We start from the raw sequence: 15,600 nt of genomic DNA on the forward strand, positions 1-15,600 counted from the left end.
GCCTCCAGTCTGCCTGCTGCACCGCCCGGCGCACCACCCGTCCTACGTACGGCAGGCGGGCGGGGCGGGCACCGGACGAGGCTGGATCTTCTCGGCGAGCCGGCGCAGCGCCCCGGCGGCGAACCGGCGGGTGACCACCAGCCGCTCCGGCCGGGGTACGTCGGGTCGGACCGGCGCGTCCGGGCGGGCGGACAGGACATGGCGGGTCACCGCGTCGACGGCCATGACGAAGCCGGTGGACTGTTCCATGGTCAACTCCTCGGCAGCGGTCCGGAGCTGCTCCGGACGACGAGCGTGGTGGGCAGCAGGATCTGGCCCGCGGCGGTGTCCACGGGCGGGTCGAGCAGCAGCGTGGCGGCGCTTCGGCCCTTCGCCTCGCCGGGTTGGCTGATGGTGGTCAGGCCGGCCGGGGCGGCCTCGGCGATGTCGTCGAAGCCGGTCACCGAGACACCCCGTCCCCACTCGCCGTCGGCCCGCAGGACGTCGAGTGCGCCGAGGGCGAGCACGTCGGAGCAGGCCAGCACCGCGGTGGGCGGCTCGGGCAGGTGCGTCAGCGCGCTGACCGCGGCGGCGCCCGCGGCTCGGGTGTTGTCGGTCGCGGTGAGCACGGTCAGGTCAGGCCAGGCGACCCCGGCCGCCGCGAAGGCGTCGGCGAAGCCAGCCAGTCGGTCCCGGGTGGTGGGATGCGGCACGTCGGCCACGTCGTCGACCAGCAGCGGCCCGGCAGGCGCGTCGGGCAGCACGTCGTGGCCGAGCAGGGCGACCTTCCGGTGGCCGAGGGCGGTCAGGTGCGTCGCGGCGGACCGGGCGGCGGACCGTTCGTCGATGCCCACCCAGAGGTCACCCGCCCGGGGACGCGAGGAGGTGGTGACGAAGGGCAGGCCACGGCCACGGATCGCGTCGAGAATGCCCTCCTCGTCGCCGGCGCAGTAGACGCAGAACCCGTCGACGGCGGCGTTCTCCACCGCCGTGCGCGCGCCGACGGCGTCGTCGGGCAGGGGTATCAGCAGCAGGTTGCTGTCGTGGCGCTCGGCCGCCTCGGCCACCCCGGTGAGGAACCGGACGGCGAAGGGGTCGGTGAACGCGTACGACAGCCGGGAGGTGAACAGCACCCCGATCGCGCCCACGAAGCCCCGCCGCAGCGACCGGGCGGTGGGGTCGGGCCCCGGGTAGCCCATCTCCCGCGCGGTCCCCAAAATGCGCTGACGCAGCTGTGCTGAGAGTTGGTCAGGACGGCAGTAGGCGTTGGAGACGGTGCTGCGCGAGACACCGACGGCCTCAGCCACGGCCCGCAAGGTCGGCTTCATCTCCCCACCCCCCTGCCCTCTGGATCGATCCAGCAACTGGATCGATCCAGACGCTACCCCCCACCCCCACCCCCGTCAATCCCCCACCACCCCGACCCCCAGGTTGATCATGAAGTTGTTGCTGCGGAAAGCGCTTGCCCCGGCGATACCTTCATGATCAACGCTTGGGTCCGCGCGCAACGCAGCGCACCCCCGGGCGGGCGGTGCGCGCGGGGGGTGGGGTGCGGGGTGGGGGTGTTAGCGGGGGGTGAGGTCGGCGATCATTCGTTCCAGGATCTCCGGGGTGCGCTCCGGTGGCTCGGCCTCGACGCAGAGCCGCTCCATGGCCACCGCGTAGAAGTCGAGATCCTCGCGCTTGTCCAGGTAGATGGCACTGGTCAACTGTTCGATGTACACGATGTCGGGCAGGTCCTGGTCACCGAAGCGCAGGATGGTGAAGGCGCCACCGGCGGCGGCGTGCCCACCGGCGGCGAACGGGATCACCTGCAGCCGGACGTTCGGCGTACGCGTCGCCTCGAGCAGCGCCTCCAGTTGACCGCGCATCACCTGCGGGCCACCGATCGGCCGGCGCAGCGCCGCCTCGTCGACGACCGCCCACAGGCGCGGTGGGCGGGGCCGGGCCAACAGTTCCTGGCGGCGCATCCGCAGATCCACCCGACGGTCGATCTCCTCGGGACCGGCCGTGCCGTGACCGAGCAGCACCACGGCGCGGGCGTACTCCCGGGTCTGCAACAGGCCCGGGACGAACTGGACCTCGTAGCTGCGGATGAGCGCGGCCGCGGCCTCCAGCCCGAGGTACGACTGGAACCACGACGGCAGGACGTCGCCGTACCGGTGCCACCAGCCCGGGTTGTTCGCGTCGCGGGCCAGTTTGAGCAGCGCGGCGCGCTCCTGCTCGGCGGTGACGCCGTAGAGCGTGAGCAGGTCGGCGACGTCGCGTTCCTTGAACCCGACCCGACCCAGCTCCATCCGACTGATCTTCGATTCGGAGGATCGGATCTCCCAGCCGGCGCTCTCCCGGGAGACACCCCGCGACTCCCGCAGGCGTCGAAGTTGAGCACCCAGCAGCATCCGCAGCACGGTCGGGCCGGCCGCCGGACCCTCCTCGGCGGAAACCATGGTCACCTACCGTCCTCCGCATGCCGTCAGTGGTCGAACCGGTGGACCGACTCGACCGACGTGTAAGCATGCCATGAACCGTCAGTGAGGTGAACCGCCCATCCCGTGCGGGACGAATCCCGTCGATGGGATGTGGGGTCAGCCGATCAGATGATCGAAGTCACCGTCCCGGGCGCCGAGCACGAACGCGGCGATCTCGTCCACCGTGTAGATCAGCGCGGGTCCGTCCGGGTGCCGGGAGTTGCGCAGGGCTATTCCCGCACCGCCGGGCAGCTCCGCCAGCTCGACACAGTTTCCACTGGGATTGCTGCGCCGGCTCTTCTGCCAGGCGAGGGGAGGCAAGTGGTCAACGGGTACACCGTTTGGCGGCTGCTGCATGAGGGGCTTCTGTTCTCTCCGATTGGCGCCGGTGCCGTGGGAGGAGCGGTAGCGGCTTGAGGGGCGGCGTCGCTCGTTATGCACGTGCATCTGCTATTGCATCTGCAATGGACACCGGGGATGATAACGCACGTGCGTGCCGCCTACCTGCGCACGCTCTGTCCCGCGAACCTGACGACCATCAGGGGAAACGAGGTGTCTGGCAGCGTCCGCCACCAGGTGTCGGGCGTGTGTCGCGGAGAAGGGAGATGGTGGTGCCGGATCCGCTGACCGTCGCGTCCGGCATCTGCGCCGCAGGAGCGCTGCTCTCCTCCTGGCAGTTGGGACGCCGGGCCGTGCGGGCCGAGGCGGAGATCGGACGTCTCCAGGCCGAACTCACCGCGGAACGGCACGCCGCCAGCCACGACCCGCTGACCGGCCTACCGAACCGACGGGCCTTCTACCGCCTCGCCGCGACGCTGCTCACCGACCGCTCCGGCTGCCATCTGATCGCCGTGGTCCTCGATCTCGACGACTTCAAGCAGATCAACGACCGGTACGGGCACGCCGCGGGAGATCAGGTACTGGTCAGCGTCGCCCAGCGACTGGCCACTTTCGCCGGTGACAACCTGGTGGCCCGCCTCGGCGGTGACGAGTTCGCCGGACTGCTGGCCAGCCCGACCCTCGACCGGCGGTGGATCGACCACGCCACCCGGCGGCTGTACGACATGCTCGCCGCGCCGATCCCGATGGGTGCCGTCACCCTCCGGGTGACCGCCTCGGTCGGTCTGGCACCCGTGCTGGACAGCCAGCTCACCGAGGCGCTCAACCGCGCCGACGCGGCGATGTACGAGGCCAAGGCGCTCGGCAGCGGCCGACCGGGCCGGGCGCTGCGCGACACCGCGTACCTCGCCGAGTGCTGACATCAACCCGCACCACGCGTCGCCGCCCCTCAGGTGGGTACTCCGCCGTAACCAGGCTGGTACGGCGGAGGGAAGATCATGGCAGACATTCGGGCGTTGATCCTCAACTGCACCCTGAAACGCTCCCCCACCCGGTCCAGCTCCGAGGTGCTGGGCCGAGAGGTGCTCGACGCCCTCGGCGAGCAGGGGGTCACCGGCGAGCTGATCCGGGTCGTGGACCACGACGTCCGCTTCGGTGTCTCCACCGACGAGGGCGATGGCGACGCCTGGCCGCAGATCCGGGCGAAACTGCTGGCCGCGCAGATCTTCGTGATCGCCACACCGATCTGGCTCGGGCAACCGTCGAGCGTCTGCAAGATGGTCCTGGAACGCCTCGACGCCGAGCTCAGCGAGACCGACGACCAGGGGCGGCTGCTGACCTACGGCAAGGTGGCCGCGGTGGCGGTCGTCGGCAACGAGGACGGTGCCCACCACACGATCGGGCAGGTGCAGCAGGCACTCAACGAGGTCGGCTTCACCTGCGCGGCGGCCGGCGCGACGTACTGGGTCGGCGAGGCACTGCACAAGACCGACTACATCGACGCGCGTCCGAAGCCGGACACCACCGGCCGGGCGACGAAGGCGTTGGCGCTCAACAGCGCCCACCTGGCGCGGCTGCTCGCCGAACAGCCGTACCCGCCGCCGGACGCCCGCGACGCCGCGGTCGAGCCGGCCCAGCGGTCCGGCTGAGGCCACCGGCCCGACCCGGTCCAGCAGGCCGGCCGGGGCTGCGGACCGGGCGAGCCGGACGGTCAGCGCCAGCCGTACCCGGCGCGCAGGGCCTGGCCCACCCGATCGAACCGGGCCCGGTCCAGCACCGCGCCCTCCCGCCGGATGCTGTCCTCCCGCATGGTCAGCACCCGGTCCAGGCGCACCCAGCTCGGCCGCCGGTCACGGTCCCAGTCGCCCGGCCCGAGGGCCAGCCAGTGCCGGTCGCCATGGCGGTCCTGCTGGCTGGAGAGCATCAGCCCGAACAGGGTCCGGCTGTGCCGGCCCACCACCAGCACCGGCCGGTCCTTGCCCTGCCGGGGGTCGTCCTCGTAGGGCACCCAGGTCCAGACGATCTCCCCCGGGTCGGCCTGTCCGTCTGGCTCCGGGGCGTACGACAACTCGCGGCGCTGCAACGCGCTGACCTGACGCCGTCGCGCGAGCTTCGCCGGGGTGGGCCCGGCCGCGCGCGGCCTCGGGATCACCGCACCGACACGGGACGCCACACTCCTGAACAGACCTGCCACGGCGGCAGCCTATCCGCTGTCACCGGTGCCCCGGCCGGCAGGGACCGTGCGCTTCCTGGCCCCAGAACGGGGCTGCCTCACCCGACGACCGGGTCGGTACCACCGTCGGCGGTGGCCAGTCGCGCCACCATCTCCTGGAACTCGCCGACGGTCACCGTCTCGCGCAGGGTGGCGAAGACGGCCGCCGCCCCGGCAGCCGCCGTGCTCTCGTCGACTCCGGCCCGCTCGCCGACCCGGCGCAGGAAGTCCGCGGGCCCGCCCGGCGCCAGCGCGTCGGTCAACTCGGTCGGTAGGTACCCGGTCGGGTCGGGCGGCTGCGCGCCGGTCATCCGCTCCACGACGGTATCCAGAACCGCCCGCGCGACGTCGGCCGCGGGTTCGGGCGCCAGCCCGGAGCGACGTGACACCGCGGCGACGAACAGCGGAAACCGCACGGCGCCCTCCTGTCGTCGGCGCCGTGCTGGATACCCCCGCCGGCACTGGGCAAACGCCCGTCCGGCGCGGCCGGGGGCCGCCCGGCCCGGGTCGGACCCGTACGGTGCCCGGGCGGGCCCGTCGGGGACCGACCACGAGCGAGGCCGGCGGGACGAGCGCCGCCCGGAGGTCTCTCGGCCGACGGCGCGGCTCGCCGGCACACGTCGCGCCCCCGTTCGCCACCACGTGTGCCGGCCCGAAAGACCACGCTGGCAACCCTCCGGGCCGGTCAGTCGGCCGCCGGGTTGCCAGGCGAATGTCATCGTACGCGGACAGTAAGGAGTCCTGTCAATGCTGGATTCCGGATCCAGTCGTTGTGTAAATATGGTGTTCCGCCGTTCGAGGAGCCTCCATGCCTGAGGAGCCGGACCACCTCGGCGAGACCTTCGCCGAGCGTCTCGACTGGCTGTTCCGCACCACCCCGGATCCGACCGGCAAGCCGTACAGCGTCCGCCGCGTCGCCGTCGAACTGACCCGGCGCGGCTGCCGGATATCGCACACCCACCTCAACAACCTGCGCCAGGGCCGGGCACCGGACCCACGACGGTCCGTGGTGGAGGCGATAGCCGCCTTCTTCGGTCGTCCGCCCTCGTTCTTCACCGGTCGGCCGGCCGACCGGGGGCCGCTCGACGACGACCTCGTCCTCCTGCTGGCCGACCCGTACGTCCGGCAGGTGGCCCGACGGCTGGTCGACGCCCGCCTGTCGCCGGAGGGCCACGCCGTCGTGGTGGCGGTGATCGAGCAGGTCCGCCGGCTGGAGGTCGCCGCCGGCAGTCGGCGCCGCGACACCGCGCGCCTGACCGGAAGCTGAGCGTCGCCGCCACTCACGCGTCGGAGCACGCCACCGGGCCCTCGGCCGCGCGGTCGCCGGTGCCGCGCCCGGTCCGCCGATCGGCGCCCTGCTCCTCGCGTCGCTCCGCTGGGTCGACCGGCGGACCCGCACGGGTGTCCGCCTCCGAGGCCGGCAGCCGCGCCTCCCGCCAGCGCGCGGCGCGTGCCCGGTCCATCGTGTAGCACAGCTCCCGGGGCGCCTCCGGCCGCCCGGGCACCCGATCGAACGGGAATCCTCGGCCGGCGTAGTCGTAGTGGGCCTTCAACAGCCGGGTCAGCCCCGCCATCGCACCAACGATCTTCTTGCGCGGCCGACCGGTCGTCTCGGCCAGCTCCCCCACCGTGAACAGCCGCTCCGGCTCGGAGGCGAGCGCGTCGAGCACCGCGGCGACCGTCCGGTGGGTGGCGCTGCGCCCCTGGCTGAGCCGGCGCAGGTCCGCCACCGTCCAGTCCGACTCGGGCGGACGGGACACCGGGTCGACCCGCCGTCGGGGCACCGGCGCCACCCGCTGGCGCGCGTCGAGGTCGGCCAGCAACCGGGCCACGTGCGGGACGTACGCCAGCGGGACCGCCACCAGGACCATCCCCTCGGTAGGCGTCCCCGGCACACCCGCCGACGGCAGGTACGGCGGCAGCGCCGGCATGTTCACGACGTGGACGGCGTTGCCGTGGCCTGGGCGGGCACGAACCGGTAGCCCAGGCCGCGTACGGTCACGATCATCGGTGCCCGGTCCCCGTCCAGCGCCAACCGTCGACGCAGTCGCTTGATGTGCACCGTCAGGGTGTTCGAGGTGTCGTCGGAGATGCCGCCCCAGACGGCGGCGAGCAGTTGCTCGCGGGTGACCGTCCGTTCCGCGTGGCTCATGAAGAAGTACAACAGGCGGAACTCCTTCAACGGCAGGGCCACCGTCCGGCCGTCCAGGCTCACCTCGAACGTCGCCGGGTCCACCCGCAGCCCACCCAGCTCGATCGGCGGATCGAGGGCGCCGGAGGTCTCCGGACGGATGGCCCGCAGGATGGGTAGCACCTCCTCGGCCCGGTACGGACGCCGGACACAGGCCGTGGCACCGGCCTTGAGCGCGGCGGCGGCCACCCCACCGTCCTCGTCGCCCACCCCGACCACCGTGGGGATGCCGGCCCGGCCGGCGAGCAGGCGCACCAGCTCGGTGCAGCTCATCGTGGACAGACCGGCGGCGACCACGGCCGCGTCCGGTTGCAGCGCCCCGGCGGCCAGCAGCGCCTCGGCGGCGTGCGCGAAGTGGTGGCCGCGTACCCGGTGGTCGGCCAGTTGGGCGACCAACGCGGCACCGACGCTCTCCTCGTCGTCCACCACGAGCAGCACGAAACGCCCGTCGGATCGATGGTCACCCCTGGTGGCCTCGACGAGATTGTTCATCGCACACCGGCTCCGGTTCAGTTCAGGCCCACCGCGACACCCTCGGGCGCGCCGGGCGATCCCCCGCACTACAGGTCGACGACGGTCGGCCGGACACGGCTGGGCGTCACGACGAGCCAGCCGGGCCCGGTGGGTCACCCTTGACCAACGGCGACCCACCGTCGACCGTCGCGTTCGGCCTCAGCCGAAGCGACCGGTGATGTAGTCCTCCGTACGCTTGTCGGCGGGGTTGGTGAACAGCTTGCCGGTCTGGCTGAACTCGACCAGCCGCCCGTGCCGCTCCTGCGCCTCGTCCACCTCGGCGGTGAAGAACGCGGTGTAGTGGCTGACCCGGGCCGCCTGCTGCATGTTGTGGGTGACGATGACGATGGTGTAGTCGTTCGTCAGCTCGAAGATCAGGTCCTCGATCTTCGCCGTGGCGATCGGGTCGAGGGCCGAGCAGGGCTCGTCCATCAGGATCACCTCGGGCTTGACGGCGATCGTCCGGGCGATGCACAGCCGCTGCTGCTGGCCGCCGGAGAGCGCCAGGGCGCTCTTGCGCAGCTTGTCCTTGACCTCGTCCCAGAGCGCGGCCTTGGTCAGCGCCTCCTCGACGTGGTCGTCGAGGCGACCCTTGATGCCGTTGATCCGCAGCCCGTACGCGACGTTGTCGTAGATGGACTTGGGGAACGGGTTGGGCTTCTGGAACACCATGCCGATGCGGCGGCGCACCTGGATCGGGTCGATGTCCTTGGCGTACAGGTCCTGGCCGTGGAACAGGACGTCGCCGCTGACCCGGGCACCCGGGATCGGGTCGTTCATCCGGTTGAGCGCGCGCAGCACGGTGGACTTGCCGCAGCCGGACGGCCCGATCATCGCGGTGACCTGGTTCTGCTGGATCGGCATCGTGGTGCCGCGGACCGCCTCGTAGCTGCCGTAGTAGACGCTCACGTCGCGCAACTGCATCACCGACGAGTCGGCGGAGTCCGCACCGGAGACGGTGGTGCCGGGAGCGTGCACCGCCACGGACGGGCGGGTGGTGAGGTTGGTGTCGTTGCTGGCCATGTCAGCGCTCCTTGATGGCGAACCGGCTGGAGATGAATCGGGCGATGATCGTGAAGCCGAGCACGATCACGATGAGCGTCAGCGCCGCACCCCAGGCCCGGTTCTGGGCGGCCTCGAACGGCTGGCTGGCGTTGCGGAAGATCTGTGCCGGCAGTGCCGTGTTGGAACCGTCGAAGAGGTTCCAGTTCGGCGAGAAGACGATGCCGGTGACGATGATGATCGGGGCGGTCTCGCCGGCCGCGCGGGCGACGGCCAGCAGCGAGCCGCTGGTGATCCCGGAGATCGCCGCCGGCAGCACGACCGTCAGCGTGGTCTTCCACTTGCGGGCACCGAGCGCCATGCTGGCCTGCCGAAGCTCGTCGGGGACCAGCCGGAGCATCTCCTCGCTGCTGCGGATGACCACCGGCAGCATCAGGCAGGCCAACGCCAACGCGCCGGCGAAGCCGGTCTGTTCGCCGACCAGCAGCACCCAGGAGATGTAGATGAACAGCCCCATCACGATCGACGGCACGCCGGTCATCACGTCGGCCATCAACCGGATGATCCGGGCCAGCGGCCGCTGCTTGCCGTACTCGTTGAGGTAGATCGCGCCGAAGACGCCGAGCGGGATCGCCATCAGGGCGGCCATCCCGGTGATGAGCAGCGTGCCGACGATCGCCGGGCCCATGCCCCCGCCATCACGGCGGTAGGAGTTGGGGATGTCCTCGTTCAGGAACGACAAGCTCATCACCCCACCGCCCTTGGCGATGACGGTGTAGGTCACCAGGGCCAGCGGGATCACGGCGAGCAGCACGGCGACCCAGATGGCCGCCGTGGCGAGATGGTTGGTGAACCGGCGGCGGCCGGAGAGCGCGGCCCGGGTCAGGTCGGGCCCGCCGGCGGCCGGACGGGCGGCGGGTGGTGCGGTGAGAGTCACGCGACGCTTCCCTTCATCCGGGCCTCGGCCCGACGGACGACCACCTGGGCGAGCAGGTTGACCAGCACCGTCATCGCGAACAGCACCACGCCGAGACCGATCAGCGCGGCGGTGAACGTGCCGGTGGACTCACCGAACTGCTGCACGATCACGGCGGCCATCGAGTTGCCGGGGGCGAACAGGTTGGCGGTGATGTTGGTGGCACCGCCGATGACCAGGGCGACCGCGATCGTCTCGCCCATCGCCCGGCCCAGGCCGAGCATCACCGCGCCGACCACCCCACCGAAGCTGTGCGGGAAGACCGCGCCCCGGATCATCTCCCAACGGGTGGCGCCCAGGGCGAGGGCGGCGTCCTTGTCGGCGCGCGGCACCGTGCTGAACACCTCGCGGGTGATCGACGTGATGATCGGCGTGACCATGATCGCCAGGATCAGGCCGGCGGTCATGAAGTTGCGGCCGCTGGCCACCGGCCCGAAGAGTCGGCCGAGCAGCGGAATGCCGCCGAGGAGGTCGTGCATCCACTGGTAGATCGGGACCAGGGCGGGTGCGACGACCAGGATGCCCCAGAGGCCGAAGACCACCGACGGTACGGCGGCCAGCAGGTCGATCACGGTCACCGCCGGGCCGCGCAACCGGCGCGGCGCCAGCTCGGTCAGGAACAGCGCGATGCCGACCGAGACCGGCACCGCGAACAGCAGCGCGATGAGCGACGAGACCGCGGTGCCGTACGCGAACGACAGCGCGCCGAAGATGGCGTCGCCGGTGGCCGGGTTCGGGTCCCAGACCCGTTCGGTGATGAAGCGCAGGCCCATCGCGTCGAACGCGGGCCAGGCCTCCCGGACCGTGGTGATCAGGATCAGCCCGAGGATGGCCAGCACCAGCAGTCCGGTGCCGAGCGTCCACCAGGAGAAGACGCGGTCGCCGAGGGCGCTGCTGCCGCGCTGGGTCAACGTCGGCTTGGCGGCGGGGGGATTGTTCGTCAAGGTCATCTTCACTCCAGCTCAGGTACCCCGCTAGGGACGGGATCGACGTGATCCCGTCCCCAGCTGGAACGCCCTAGCGATCTTGATTGTGATCAGCCCTGGATCTTCTCGACCTGGGCCAGCGCCTTCTCCTTGAGCGAGGCCGGCAGCGGTGCGAAGTCGACCTCCTCGGCCAGTTCCTGGCCGTCGTTGAGCAGGTAGGTGAGGAAGCCCTTGACCAGCGCGGCCTTGTTCGCGTCGTCGTAGGAGGTCTTGACGATGATGAAGGTTGGCGCGGTGATCGGGTACGCGGCGGCACCGGCGGCGTTGAGCGGGTTGTAGCTCAGGTCCTCGGCGATCTCGGCACCCTCCAGGCCGGCGGTGGTGCCCTCCAGCGACGGCTCGACGAACTGGCCGTCCTTGTTCTTGATGGCGGCGTACTTCAGGCCGGTGGCCTTCGCGTCGCTCAGGTCGACGTACCCGACGGCGCCGTTGGTCTGCTTGACGATCTGGGCGACACCGGTGTTCTTCTCGCCGCCCTGGGTGCTGGCCGGCCAGGCCACGGTGTCACCGCTGCCCAGCTTCCAGGTGCCCGCGGCGGCGGCGTCGAGGTACTTGGTGAAGTTGCTGGTGGTGCCGGAGCCGTCCGAGCGGTGCGCCACCACGATCGGGGTGCTGGGCAGCTCGACACCCGGGTTGTCGGCCTTGACGGCCGCGTCGTCCCAGGTCTTGATGTCGGTCTGGAAGATCTTGGCGAGCGTCTCCGGGCTGAGCTGGAGCTTGTCGACGCCCTCGAGGTTGTAGGAAACCGTGATCGGCGCCGCCACCGTCGGCACGTACATGAACGAGCCGGCGGCCACGCCGTCGGTGTCCTTCACCAGGCTGTCGGTGCCGGCGAAGTCGACCAGACCCTCACCGAACTGCTTCTTGCCGGTGCCGGAGCCGGTCGCGTTGTAGGTGACCGTCACGTCGGGGGCCTCGGCCTTGAAGGCTTCGACGACCTCTTGGTAGTAAGCGTCCGGGAAGCTGGCGCCGGAAGCCTTCAACTCGCCGGACAGGTCGGCGTAGGCGCTGTCGCCGCCGCTGCCGCCCGGCTCCGAGCTGTTGTCGTTGCTACCACAGCCGGTAAGCGCGAGCGCGGCAAGCGCGACGCCGGCAAGGACGCGCCGCGAAAGCACGTTGCGGTTCACCAGGTAAGCCTCTCTATCGGGGTGCATCAGCCCGTCCGGGCCGTACGCGAGTCAAGTTAGGAGGCGCAGGTAGCCGGACTCCCGGACCCAGGTGAACGAAAAATGAACTTGCCGGCTCAGTGGTGGCCAACTGGGAGCCGGGATGTGACGTTGCGGACGCCCCGTACCGGATGTCCGGAATCCGCGGGCCTCGGCTACTGACCTCTTGGCCTCTGCCGGCCTCGTCAGAGGCGGATGGTGCCGGTCACCAGGTACACGACCTGCCGGGCGACGTTCACCGCGTGGTCGGCGTAACGCTCGTAGTAGCGGCCGAGCAGGGCCAGGTCGATCGCGGACTCCACCCCGTACGGCCAGCCGGAGACCAGCAGCGACAGCAGGCGTTCCTGGGCGGCGTCGACCTCGTCGTCGTCCAGCCCGAGCTGCATCGCGTCGAGCCGGTCCCGGGTGGCCAGCACGACCGCGCTCTTGTCCGCAACCCGTGCCGCCGCCTCGGCCAGCGCCGTCATCACCGGCATCGCCGGCTCCGGCACCACCCCGACCGGATGCCGGCGCAGTGCGACCTTCGCGACGTGCACCGCCAGGTCACCCATCCGCTCCAGGGCACCGGCGATCCGCAGCGCGCACACCACCAGGCGCAGATCCGAGGCCACCGGCTGATGGCGCACCAGCACCTCGGGAATCATCGCCTCCACCTCGGCCCGCCGGGCGTCCAGCACCGCGTCCTCGGCGAGCACGGTCTCGGCGGCGCCCCGATCCACCTCCAGCAGGGCGGTGCTGGCCCGCCGGATCGCCGCGCTGGCGTCCCGGCTCATCACCGCCAGCACCCCGGTCAGCCGGTCGAGCTGCTCGTCGTAGCTGTCCCGGCTCATCGCGTGTCCCTTCCGTCCAGCCGGGTCACCCGTTTCGGCGGCACCCGGAACCGGCGCGGCGGCCGGCCGACCCTGGACAGCAACCTACCCGCCCCCGGGCGACGCCACCTCCCACGGCACCCGGAAGGCGGCACCGGACGGGTCACGCCGCACAGGTCAGTCGGCCAGCACGTCCAGCAGCAGGGCGGCCGTCCAACTGAACGCCGGTGAGCCCAGGCCGGCACCGGTGTCCGGGTGGAAGTACTCGTGGCAACCGGCCGCCGAGACCAGGTCGATCATCGAGGTGCGCAGTCCGGCCGCCAGCCGGTCGTGTCCGTGCCGCAGCAGTCCACGCCGGACCAGCCAGGTGATGTTCGCCCAGCTCGGGCCGCGCCAGTAGCGCAGCGGCTCGAAGTCGCCGGCGGTGCGGTCGTGGCTCGGCAGCGGCCGGGCCATCCCGGCGGCGAGACCGAAGCGGGCCGAGCGGGCCTCGGCGAGCACCGCCTCGACCTGCCGCACCGGCAGGTCGGGCAGGATCAACGGGGTCAGGCCGAGCACCGTTCGGGCCGGCGTCAGCCGGCCGGTACGCAGGTCACGCGGGTGGAAGGTGCCGCTGCCCGGGTCGTACAGGCGGGCCACCACGGCCTCGGTGATGGCGACCGCCCGTTCCCGGTGCGGGCCCGGGTCGACGCCGATCACCTCGGCGATCCCGGCGAGCGCCGACTCCGAGGCACCCATGGCCGCGTTGAACAGCGGACATTCCACCAGGAACGGATGTCGGTCGGCCAGGCCGTCGTCACGGTAGCCGTCGGCACGGTACGCGGTGACGATGGTGACGTACCGCGCGTAGTCCAGGTCGGTGGGCCGGTGGGCGGGATCGGCGTGCACGGTGTCGCGCCGCCGGTACGCGCGCATCACCGCCGCCTCCGCCGCCACCGCCGACATCGGCTCGTCCCAGGCGGGGCTGTTGTCCAGTCCGGACTCCCACGGGTGCACGATGCTGGCCAGCCCGGCACCACCGACGTCGCGGCAGCTGGCCAGGTACCGCTGCTGCGCCACCAGGTGCGGATAGAGCCGACGCAACGCCGCCCGGCTCTCCTGCGTCGGCACCCGACGGTAGGCGTGCCAGGCGGCCAGCGCGTGCACGGGCGGCTGCACCAGGCCGGACGTGGCCACCGGCGGCGTCCCCTCGACGGCCGCCGACGACCAGAATCCCGGCCCGGGAAAGTAGGCGCCGCCGGACACGGCCGGGTTGAACACGATGTGCGGCACCCGGCCGTCGCGCCACTGGGCACGGAACAGACTGGTCAGCTCCGACCAGGCGCGCTCGGGACGGACCCGCGCCCAGCCGATCGCGATGAACGCGGAATCCCAGCTCCACTGGTGCGGGTACAGGGTGCGGGACGGCACCGTGTGTCCGCCCGCCCAGTTGCCGTCGAGGGTGTCGCGGGCCAACGCCCACAGCAGGCCGTCTTCGCCTGCGGCATCAGCACTGGCAGCCGGTCCCGGTCCGGCCGACGGAGCAGTTCGGTTCACCATGAGTCACAACATGGTAGCGGTGCGCCCGACGCTACGCTAGGACGACCGCAGCGCAGGTCGCGGTACATGGGGGTGAATCAGGACGGCGAGACGACGAGGCGAGGGTGCCCGATGAGACAGCCACGATCCGGTCCAGCGGATACGCAGAGTGAGAGCTACACCCAGCGGCTGCGGCGACTCAGCGGAGCGCGCTGGAAGCGGTGGCTTGACGTGCAGGCGCCCTACCGGTGGAACCTGCGGCGGCTGAAGTTGGGTCGGACCCTCGACGTCGGCTCGGGCCTCGGCCGCAACCTGGTCAACCTCGGACCGGGCGCGGTCGGGGTGGACCACAACCCCACCTCGGTGGCCCACTCCCGGGCCTTGGGGCTGGAGGCGTACACCGCCGCGGAATTCTTCCGGTCCAAGTACGCCCGGCCGGACACGTTCGACTCGCTACTCGCCGCGCACCTGCTCGAACACCTGCCGGTTGAGCAGGCACGCGAGGTGGTCGCCGGCTACCTGCCGTTCGTCCGTTCGGGTGGCCGGGCGGTGTTCATCACCCCACAGGAGCGGGGCTACCGCAGCGACGCCTCGCACGTCCGCTTCGTGGGCTTCGACGAGACGGCGCAGACCTGCCAGGATCTCGGTCTGACCGTGCTGCGCCAATATTCCTTCCCGTTCCACCGCGCCGCCGGCACGGTGTTCACCTACAACGAGTTCGTCACCGTCGCCAGGCTTCCGTGAGCCTGCCCAGTTACGGTGCAGACATGACCAACAGGACCCGATGGGCCACCGACACCGGTCCCGAGCACTCCCAGTGGTACGTCAACCGGTTCCGGCAGTTGGCGGCCGAAGGGGCGGATCTGGCCGGTGAGGCCCGGCTGCTCGACACGCTGGTGCCGCCGGCGTCCCGGATCCTCGACGCCGGCTGCGGCACCGGTCGGGTCGGCGCCGAGCTGGCCGCACGCGGCCACACCGTGGTCGGGGTGGACGCGGACCCGGTCCTGATCGACGCTGCCCGCGCCGACCACCCCGCGCCCCGCTGGCTCGTCGCCGATCTCGCCGAACTTGATCTCGCGACGGCCGGTGCGGGCGAGCCGTTCGACGCGGCGGTGCTGGCCGGCAACGTGATGGCGTTCGTCGCCGCCGGCACCGAACGCCAGGTGCTCAGCCGGGTCGCCGCACACCTACGCCCGGACGGCGTGGTCGCGGTCGGATTCGGCACCGACCGGGGGTATCCGCTCACCGATTTCGACGCCGACGCGGTCGGCGCCGGACTGCGCCTGGAACACCGCTTCGCCACCTGGGACCTGCGTCCGTGGCGCGACGACGCGGACTTCGCCGTCACCATCCTGCGCCGTCCGACCTGACCCCCTCAGGGACGCCCGAACCGGCTGATATTGACGTGGAAGCGTCCCGAGGCTCACCGTAGCCTGAACCG

The 15,600-nt window shown here is 71.4% G+C and carries 19 protein-coding genes; 5 read left to right on the plus strand and 14 right to left on the minus strand.

Annotated features, from left to right (window positions below; genetic code table 11):
* Positions 1–42: 42 nt before the first annotated feature.
* The 4 genes from O7597_RS28815 to O7597_RS28830 all read right to left on the minus strand — a co-directional run bounded on the left by O7597_RS28815 (position 43) and on the right by O7597_RS28830 (position 2,804).
* On the minus strand, positions 43–249 hold the full coding sequence (locus tag O7597_RS28815; protein ID WP_269741835.1) for a hypothetical protein: 207 nt from the start codon (positions 247–249) through the stop codon (positions 43–45).
* 2 nt (positions 250–251) lie between these two features.
* Entirely contained in the window at positions 252–1,307 is a 1,056-nt protein-coding gene (locus O7597_RS28820; RefSeq protein ID WP_281581308.1) for a LacI family DNA-binding transcriptional regulator, read from the minus strand.
* 237 nt (positions 1,308–1,544) lie between these two features.
* Positions 1,545–2,432 (minus strand): helix-turn-helix transcriptional regulator, encoded by an 888-nt coding sequence (locus tag O7597_RS28825; protein ID WP_269741837.1) that lies wholly within the window; start codon positions 2,430–2,432, stop codon positions 1,545–1,547.
* A 132-nt stretch (positions 2,433–2,564) separates the two neighbouring features.
* A complete protein-coding gene (locus O7597_RS28830) occupies positions 2,565–2,804 on the minus strand; it encodes a DUF397 domain-containing protein (protein ID WP_164449783.1) in 240 nt (79 codons plus the stop codon).
* A gap of 254 nt (positions 2,805–3,058) precedes the next feature.
* Between O7597_RS28830 and O7597_RS28835 the strand changes: the two genes are divergently transcribed.
* Together O7597_RS28835 and O7597_RS28840 are read left to right on the plus strand one after the other, a co-directional pair.
* A complete protein-coding gene (locus O7597_RS28835; protein ID WP_269741838.1) occupies positions 3,059–3,706 on the plus strand; it encodes a GGDEF domain-containing protein in 648 nt (215 codons plus the stop codon).
* Positions 3,707–3,784: 78 nt separating this feature from the next.
* The gene (locus tag O7597_RS28840; RefSeq protein WP_269741839.1) at positions 3,785–4,435 is read left to right on the plus strand and encodes an NAD(P)H-dependent oxidoreductase; all 651 of its coding nucleotides are present in this window, start codon (positions 3,785–3,787) and stop codon (positions 4,433–4,435) included.
* Between the two features lie 62 nt (positions 4,436–4,497).
* On the opposite strand, the gene O7597_RS28845 is transcribed toward O7597_RS28840, so the two are convergent.
* Entirely contained in the window at positions 4,498–4,980 is a 483-nt protein-coding gene (locus O7597_RS28845) for a type II toxin-antitoxin system PemK/MazF family toxin (protein WP_269741840.1), read from the minus strand.
* A 77-nt stretch (positions 4,981–5,057) separates the two neighbouring features.
* The gene (locus tag O7597_RS28850; protein WP_269741841.1) at positions 5,058–5,414 is read right to left on the minus strand and encodes a DUF2267 domain-containing protein; all 357 of its coding nucleotides are present in this window, start codon (positions 5,412–5,414) and stop codon (positions 5,058–5,060) included.
* A gap of 392 nt (positions 5,415–5,806) precedes the next feature.
* Between O7597_RS28850 and O7597_RS28855 the strand changes: the two genes are divergently transcribed.
* A complete protein-coding gene (locus O7597_RS28855; protein WP_269741842.1) occupies positions 5,807–6,265 on the plus strand; it encodes a hypothetical protein in 459 nt (152 codons plus the stop codon).
* A 13-nt stretch (positions 6,266–6,278) separates the two neighbouring features.
* On the opposite strand, the gene O7597_RS28860 is transcribed toward O7597_RS28855, so the two are convergent.
* The 8 genes from O7597_RS28860 to O7597_RS28895 form a co-directional block, all read right to left on the minus strand.
* The gene (locus O7597_RS28860) at positions 6,279–6,935 is read right to left on the minus strand and encodes a hypothetical protein (RefSeq protein WP_281581309.1); all 657 of its coding nucleotides are present in this window, start codon (positions 6,933–6,935) and stop codon (positions 6,279–6,281) included.
* Entirely contained in the window at positions 6,932–7,681 is a 750-nt protein-coding gene (locus O7597_RS28865; protein ID WP_269741844.1) for a response regulator transcription factor, read from the minus strand. The genes O7597_RS28860 and O7597_RS28865 overlap by 4 nt, the downstream gene beginning before the upstream one ends.
* 180 nt (positions 7,682–7,861) lie before the next feature.
* Positions 7,862–8,725, minus strand: coding sequence for a phosphate ABC transporter ATP-binding protein PstB (gene pstB / locus O7597_RS28870; protein WP_164449773.1), 864 nt, complete (start codon positions 8,723–8,725; stop codon positions 7,862–7,864).
* A 1-nt stretch (position 8,726) separates the two neighbouring features.
* Positions 8,727–9,641: a phosphate ABC transporter permease PstA gene (gene pstA, locus O7597_RS28875; RefSeq protein WP_269741845.1), complete on the minus strand. Its 915-nt coding sequence runs from the start codon at positions 9,639–9,641 to the stop codon at positions 8,727–8,729.
* Positions 9,638–10,630 carry a phosphate ABC transporter permease subunit PstC gene (gene pstC / locus O7597_RS28880; protein ID WP_269741846.1) on the minus strand — a complete coding sequence of 331 codons (993 nt, stop codon included), beginning with the start codon at positions 10,628–10,630 and terminating at the stop codon, positions 9,638–9,640. The genes pstA and pstC overlap by 4 nt, the downstream gene beginning before the upstream one ends.
* Positions 10,631–10,716: 86 nt before the next feature.
* Entirely contained in the window at positions 10,717–11,793 is a 1,077-nt protein-coding gene (pstS, locus tag O7597_RS28885) for a phosphate ABC transporter substrate-binding protein PstS (protein ID WP_281581310.1), read from the minus strand.
* 224 nt (positions 11,794–12,017) lie between these two features.
* Positions 12,018–12,662, minus strand: a complete 645-nt coding sequence (gene phoU, locus O7597_RS28890) for a phosphate signaling complex protein PhoU (protein ID WP_269741848.1) — start codon at positions 12,660–12,662, stop codon at positions 12,018–12,020.
* A gap of 156 nt (positions 12,663–12,818) precedes the next feature.
* A complete protein-coding gene (locus O7597_RS28895; protein ID WP_269741849.1) occupies positions 12,819–14,180 on the minus strand; it encodes a hypothetical protein in 1,362 nt (453 codons plus the stop codon).
* A gap of 111 nt (positions 14,181–14,291) precedes the next feature.
* On the opposite strand from O7597_RS28895, the gene O7597_RS28900 reads away from it, so the two are divergent.
* Positions 14,292–14,903 carry a methyltransferase type 11 gene (locus O7597_RS28900; protein WP_281581311.1) on the plus strand — a complete coding sequence of 204 codons (612 nt, stop codon included), beginning with the start codon at positions 14,292–14,294 and terminating at the stop codon, positions 14,901–14,903.
* 23 nt (positions 14,904–14,926) lie between these two features.
* On the plus strand, positions 14,927–15,529 hold the full coding sequence (locus O7597_RS28905; protein ID WP_269741851.1) for a class I SAM-dependent methyltransferase: 603 nt from the start codon (positions 14,927–14,929) through the stop codon (positions 15,527–15,529).
* The last annotated feature ends 71 nt before the right edge of the window (positions 15,530–15,600 follow it).

It is taken from the genome of Verrucosispora sp. WMMC514, from assembly GCF_027497295.1.
Classification (GTDB): domain Bacteria; phylum Actinomycetota; class Actinomycetes; order Mycobacteriales; family Micromonosporaceae; genus Micromonospora; species Micromonospora palythoicola.

Coding starts and splice junctions, on each gene's coding strand:
- O7597_RS28830 (WP_164449783.1), bottom strand. CDS start 2,804: ATGCAGCAGCCGCCAAACGGTGTACCCGTTGACCACTTGCCTCCCCTC.
- O7597_RS28895 (WP_269741849.1), bottom strand. CDS start 14,180: ATGGTGAACCGAACTGCTCCGTCGGCCGGACCGGGACCGGCTGCCAGT.
- O7597_RS28815 (WP_269741835.1), bottom strand. CDS start 249: ATGGAACAGTCCACCGGCTTCGTCATGGCCGTCGACGCGGTGACCCGC.
- phoU (WP_269741848.1), bottom strand. CDS start 12,662: ATGAGCCGGGACAGCTACGACGAGCAGCTCGACCGGCTGACCGGGGTG.
- O7597_RS28840 (WP_269741839.1), top strand. CDS start 3,785: ATGGCAGACATTCGGGCGTTGATCCTCAACTGCACCCTGAAACGCTCC.
- pstB (WP_164449773.1), bottom strand. CDS start 8,725: ATGGCCAGCAACGACACCAACCTCACCACCCGCCCGTCCGTGGCGGTG.
- O7597_RS28865 (WP_269741844.1), bottom strand. CDS start 7,681: ATGAACAATCTCGTCGAGGCCACCAGGGGTGACCATCGATCCGACGGG.
- O7597_RS28900 (WP_281581311.1), top strand. CDS start 14,292: ATGAGACAGCCACGATCCGGTCCAGCGGATACGCAGAGTGAGAGCTAC.
- O7597_RS28855 (WP_269741842.1), top strand. CDS start 5,807: ATGCCTGAGGAGCCGGACCACCTCGGCGAGACCTTCGCCGAGCGTCTC.
- pstC (WP_269741846.1), bottom strand. CDS start 10,630: ATGACCTTGACGAACAATCCCCCCGCCGCCAAGCCGACGTTGACCCAG.
- O7597_RS28905 (WP_269741851.1), top strand. CDS start 14,927: ATGACCAACAGGACCCGATGGGCCACCGACACCGGTCCCGAGCACTCC.
- O7597_RS28820 (WP_281581308.1), bottom strand. CDS start 1,307: ATGAAGCCGACCTTGCGGGCCGTGGCTGAGGCCGTCGGTGTCTCGCGC.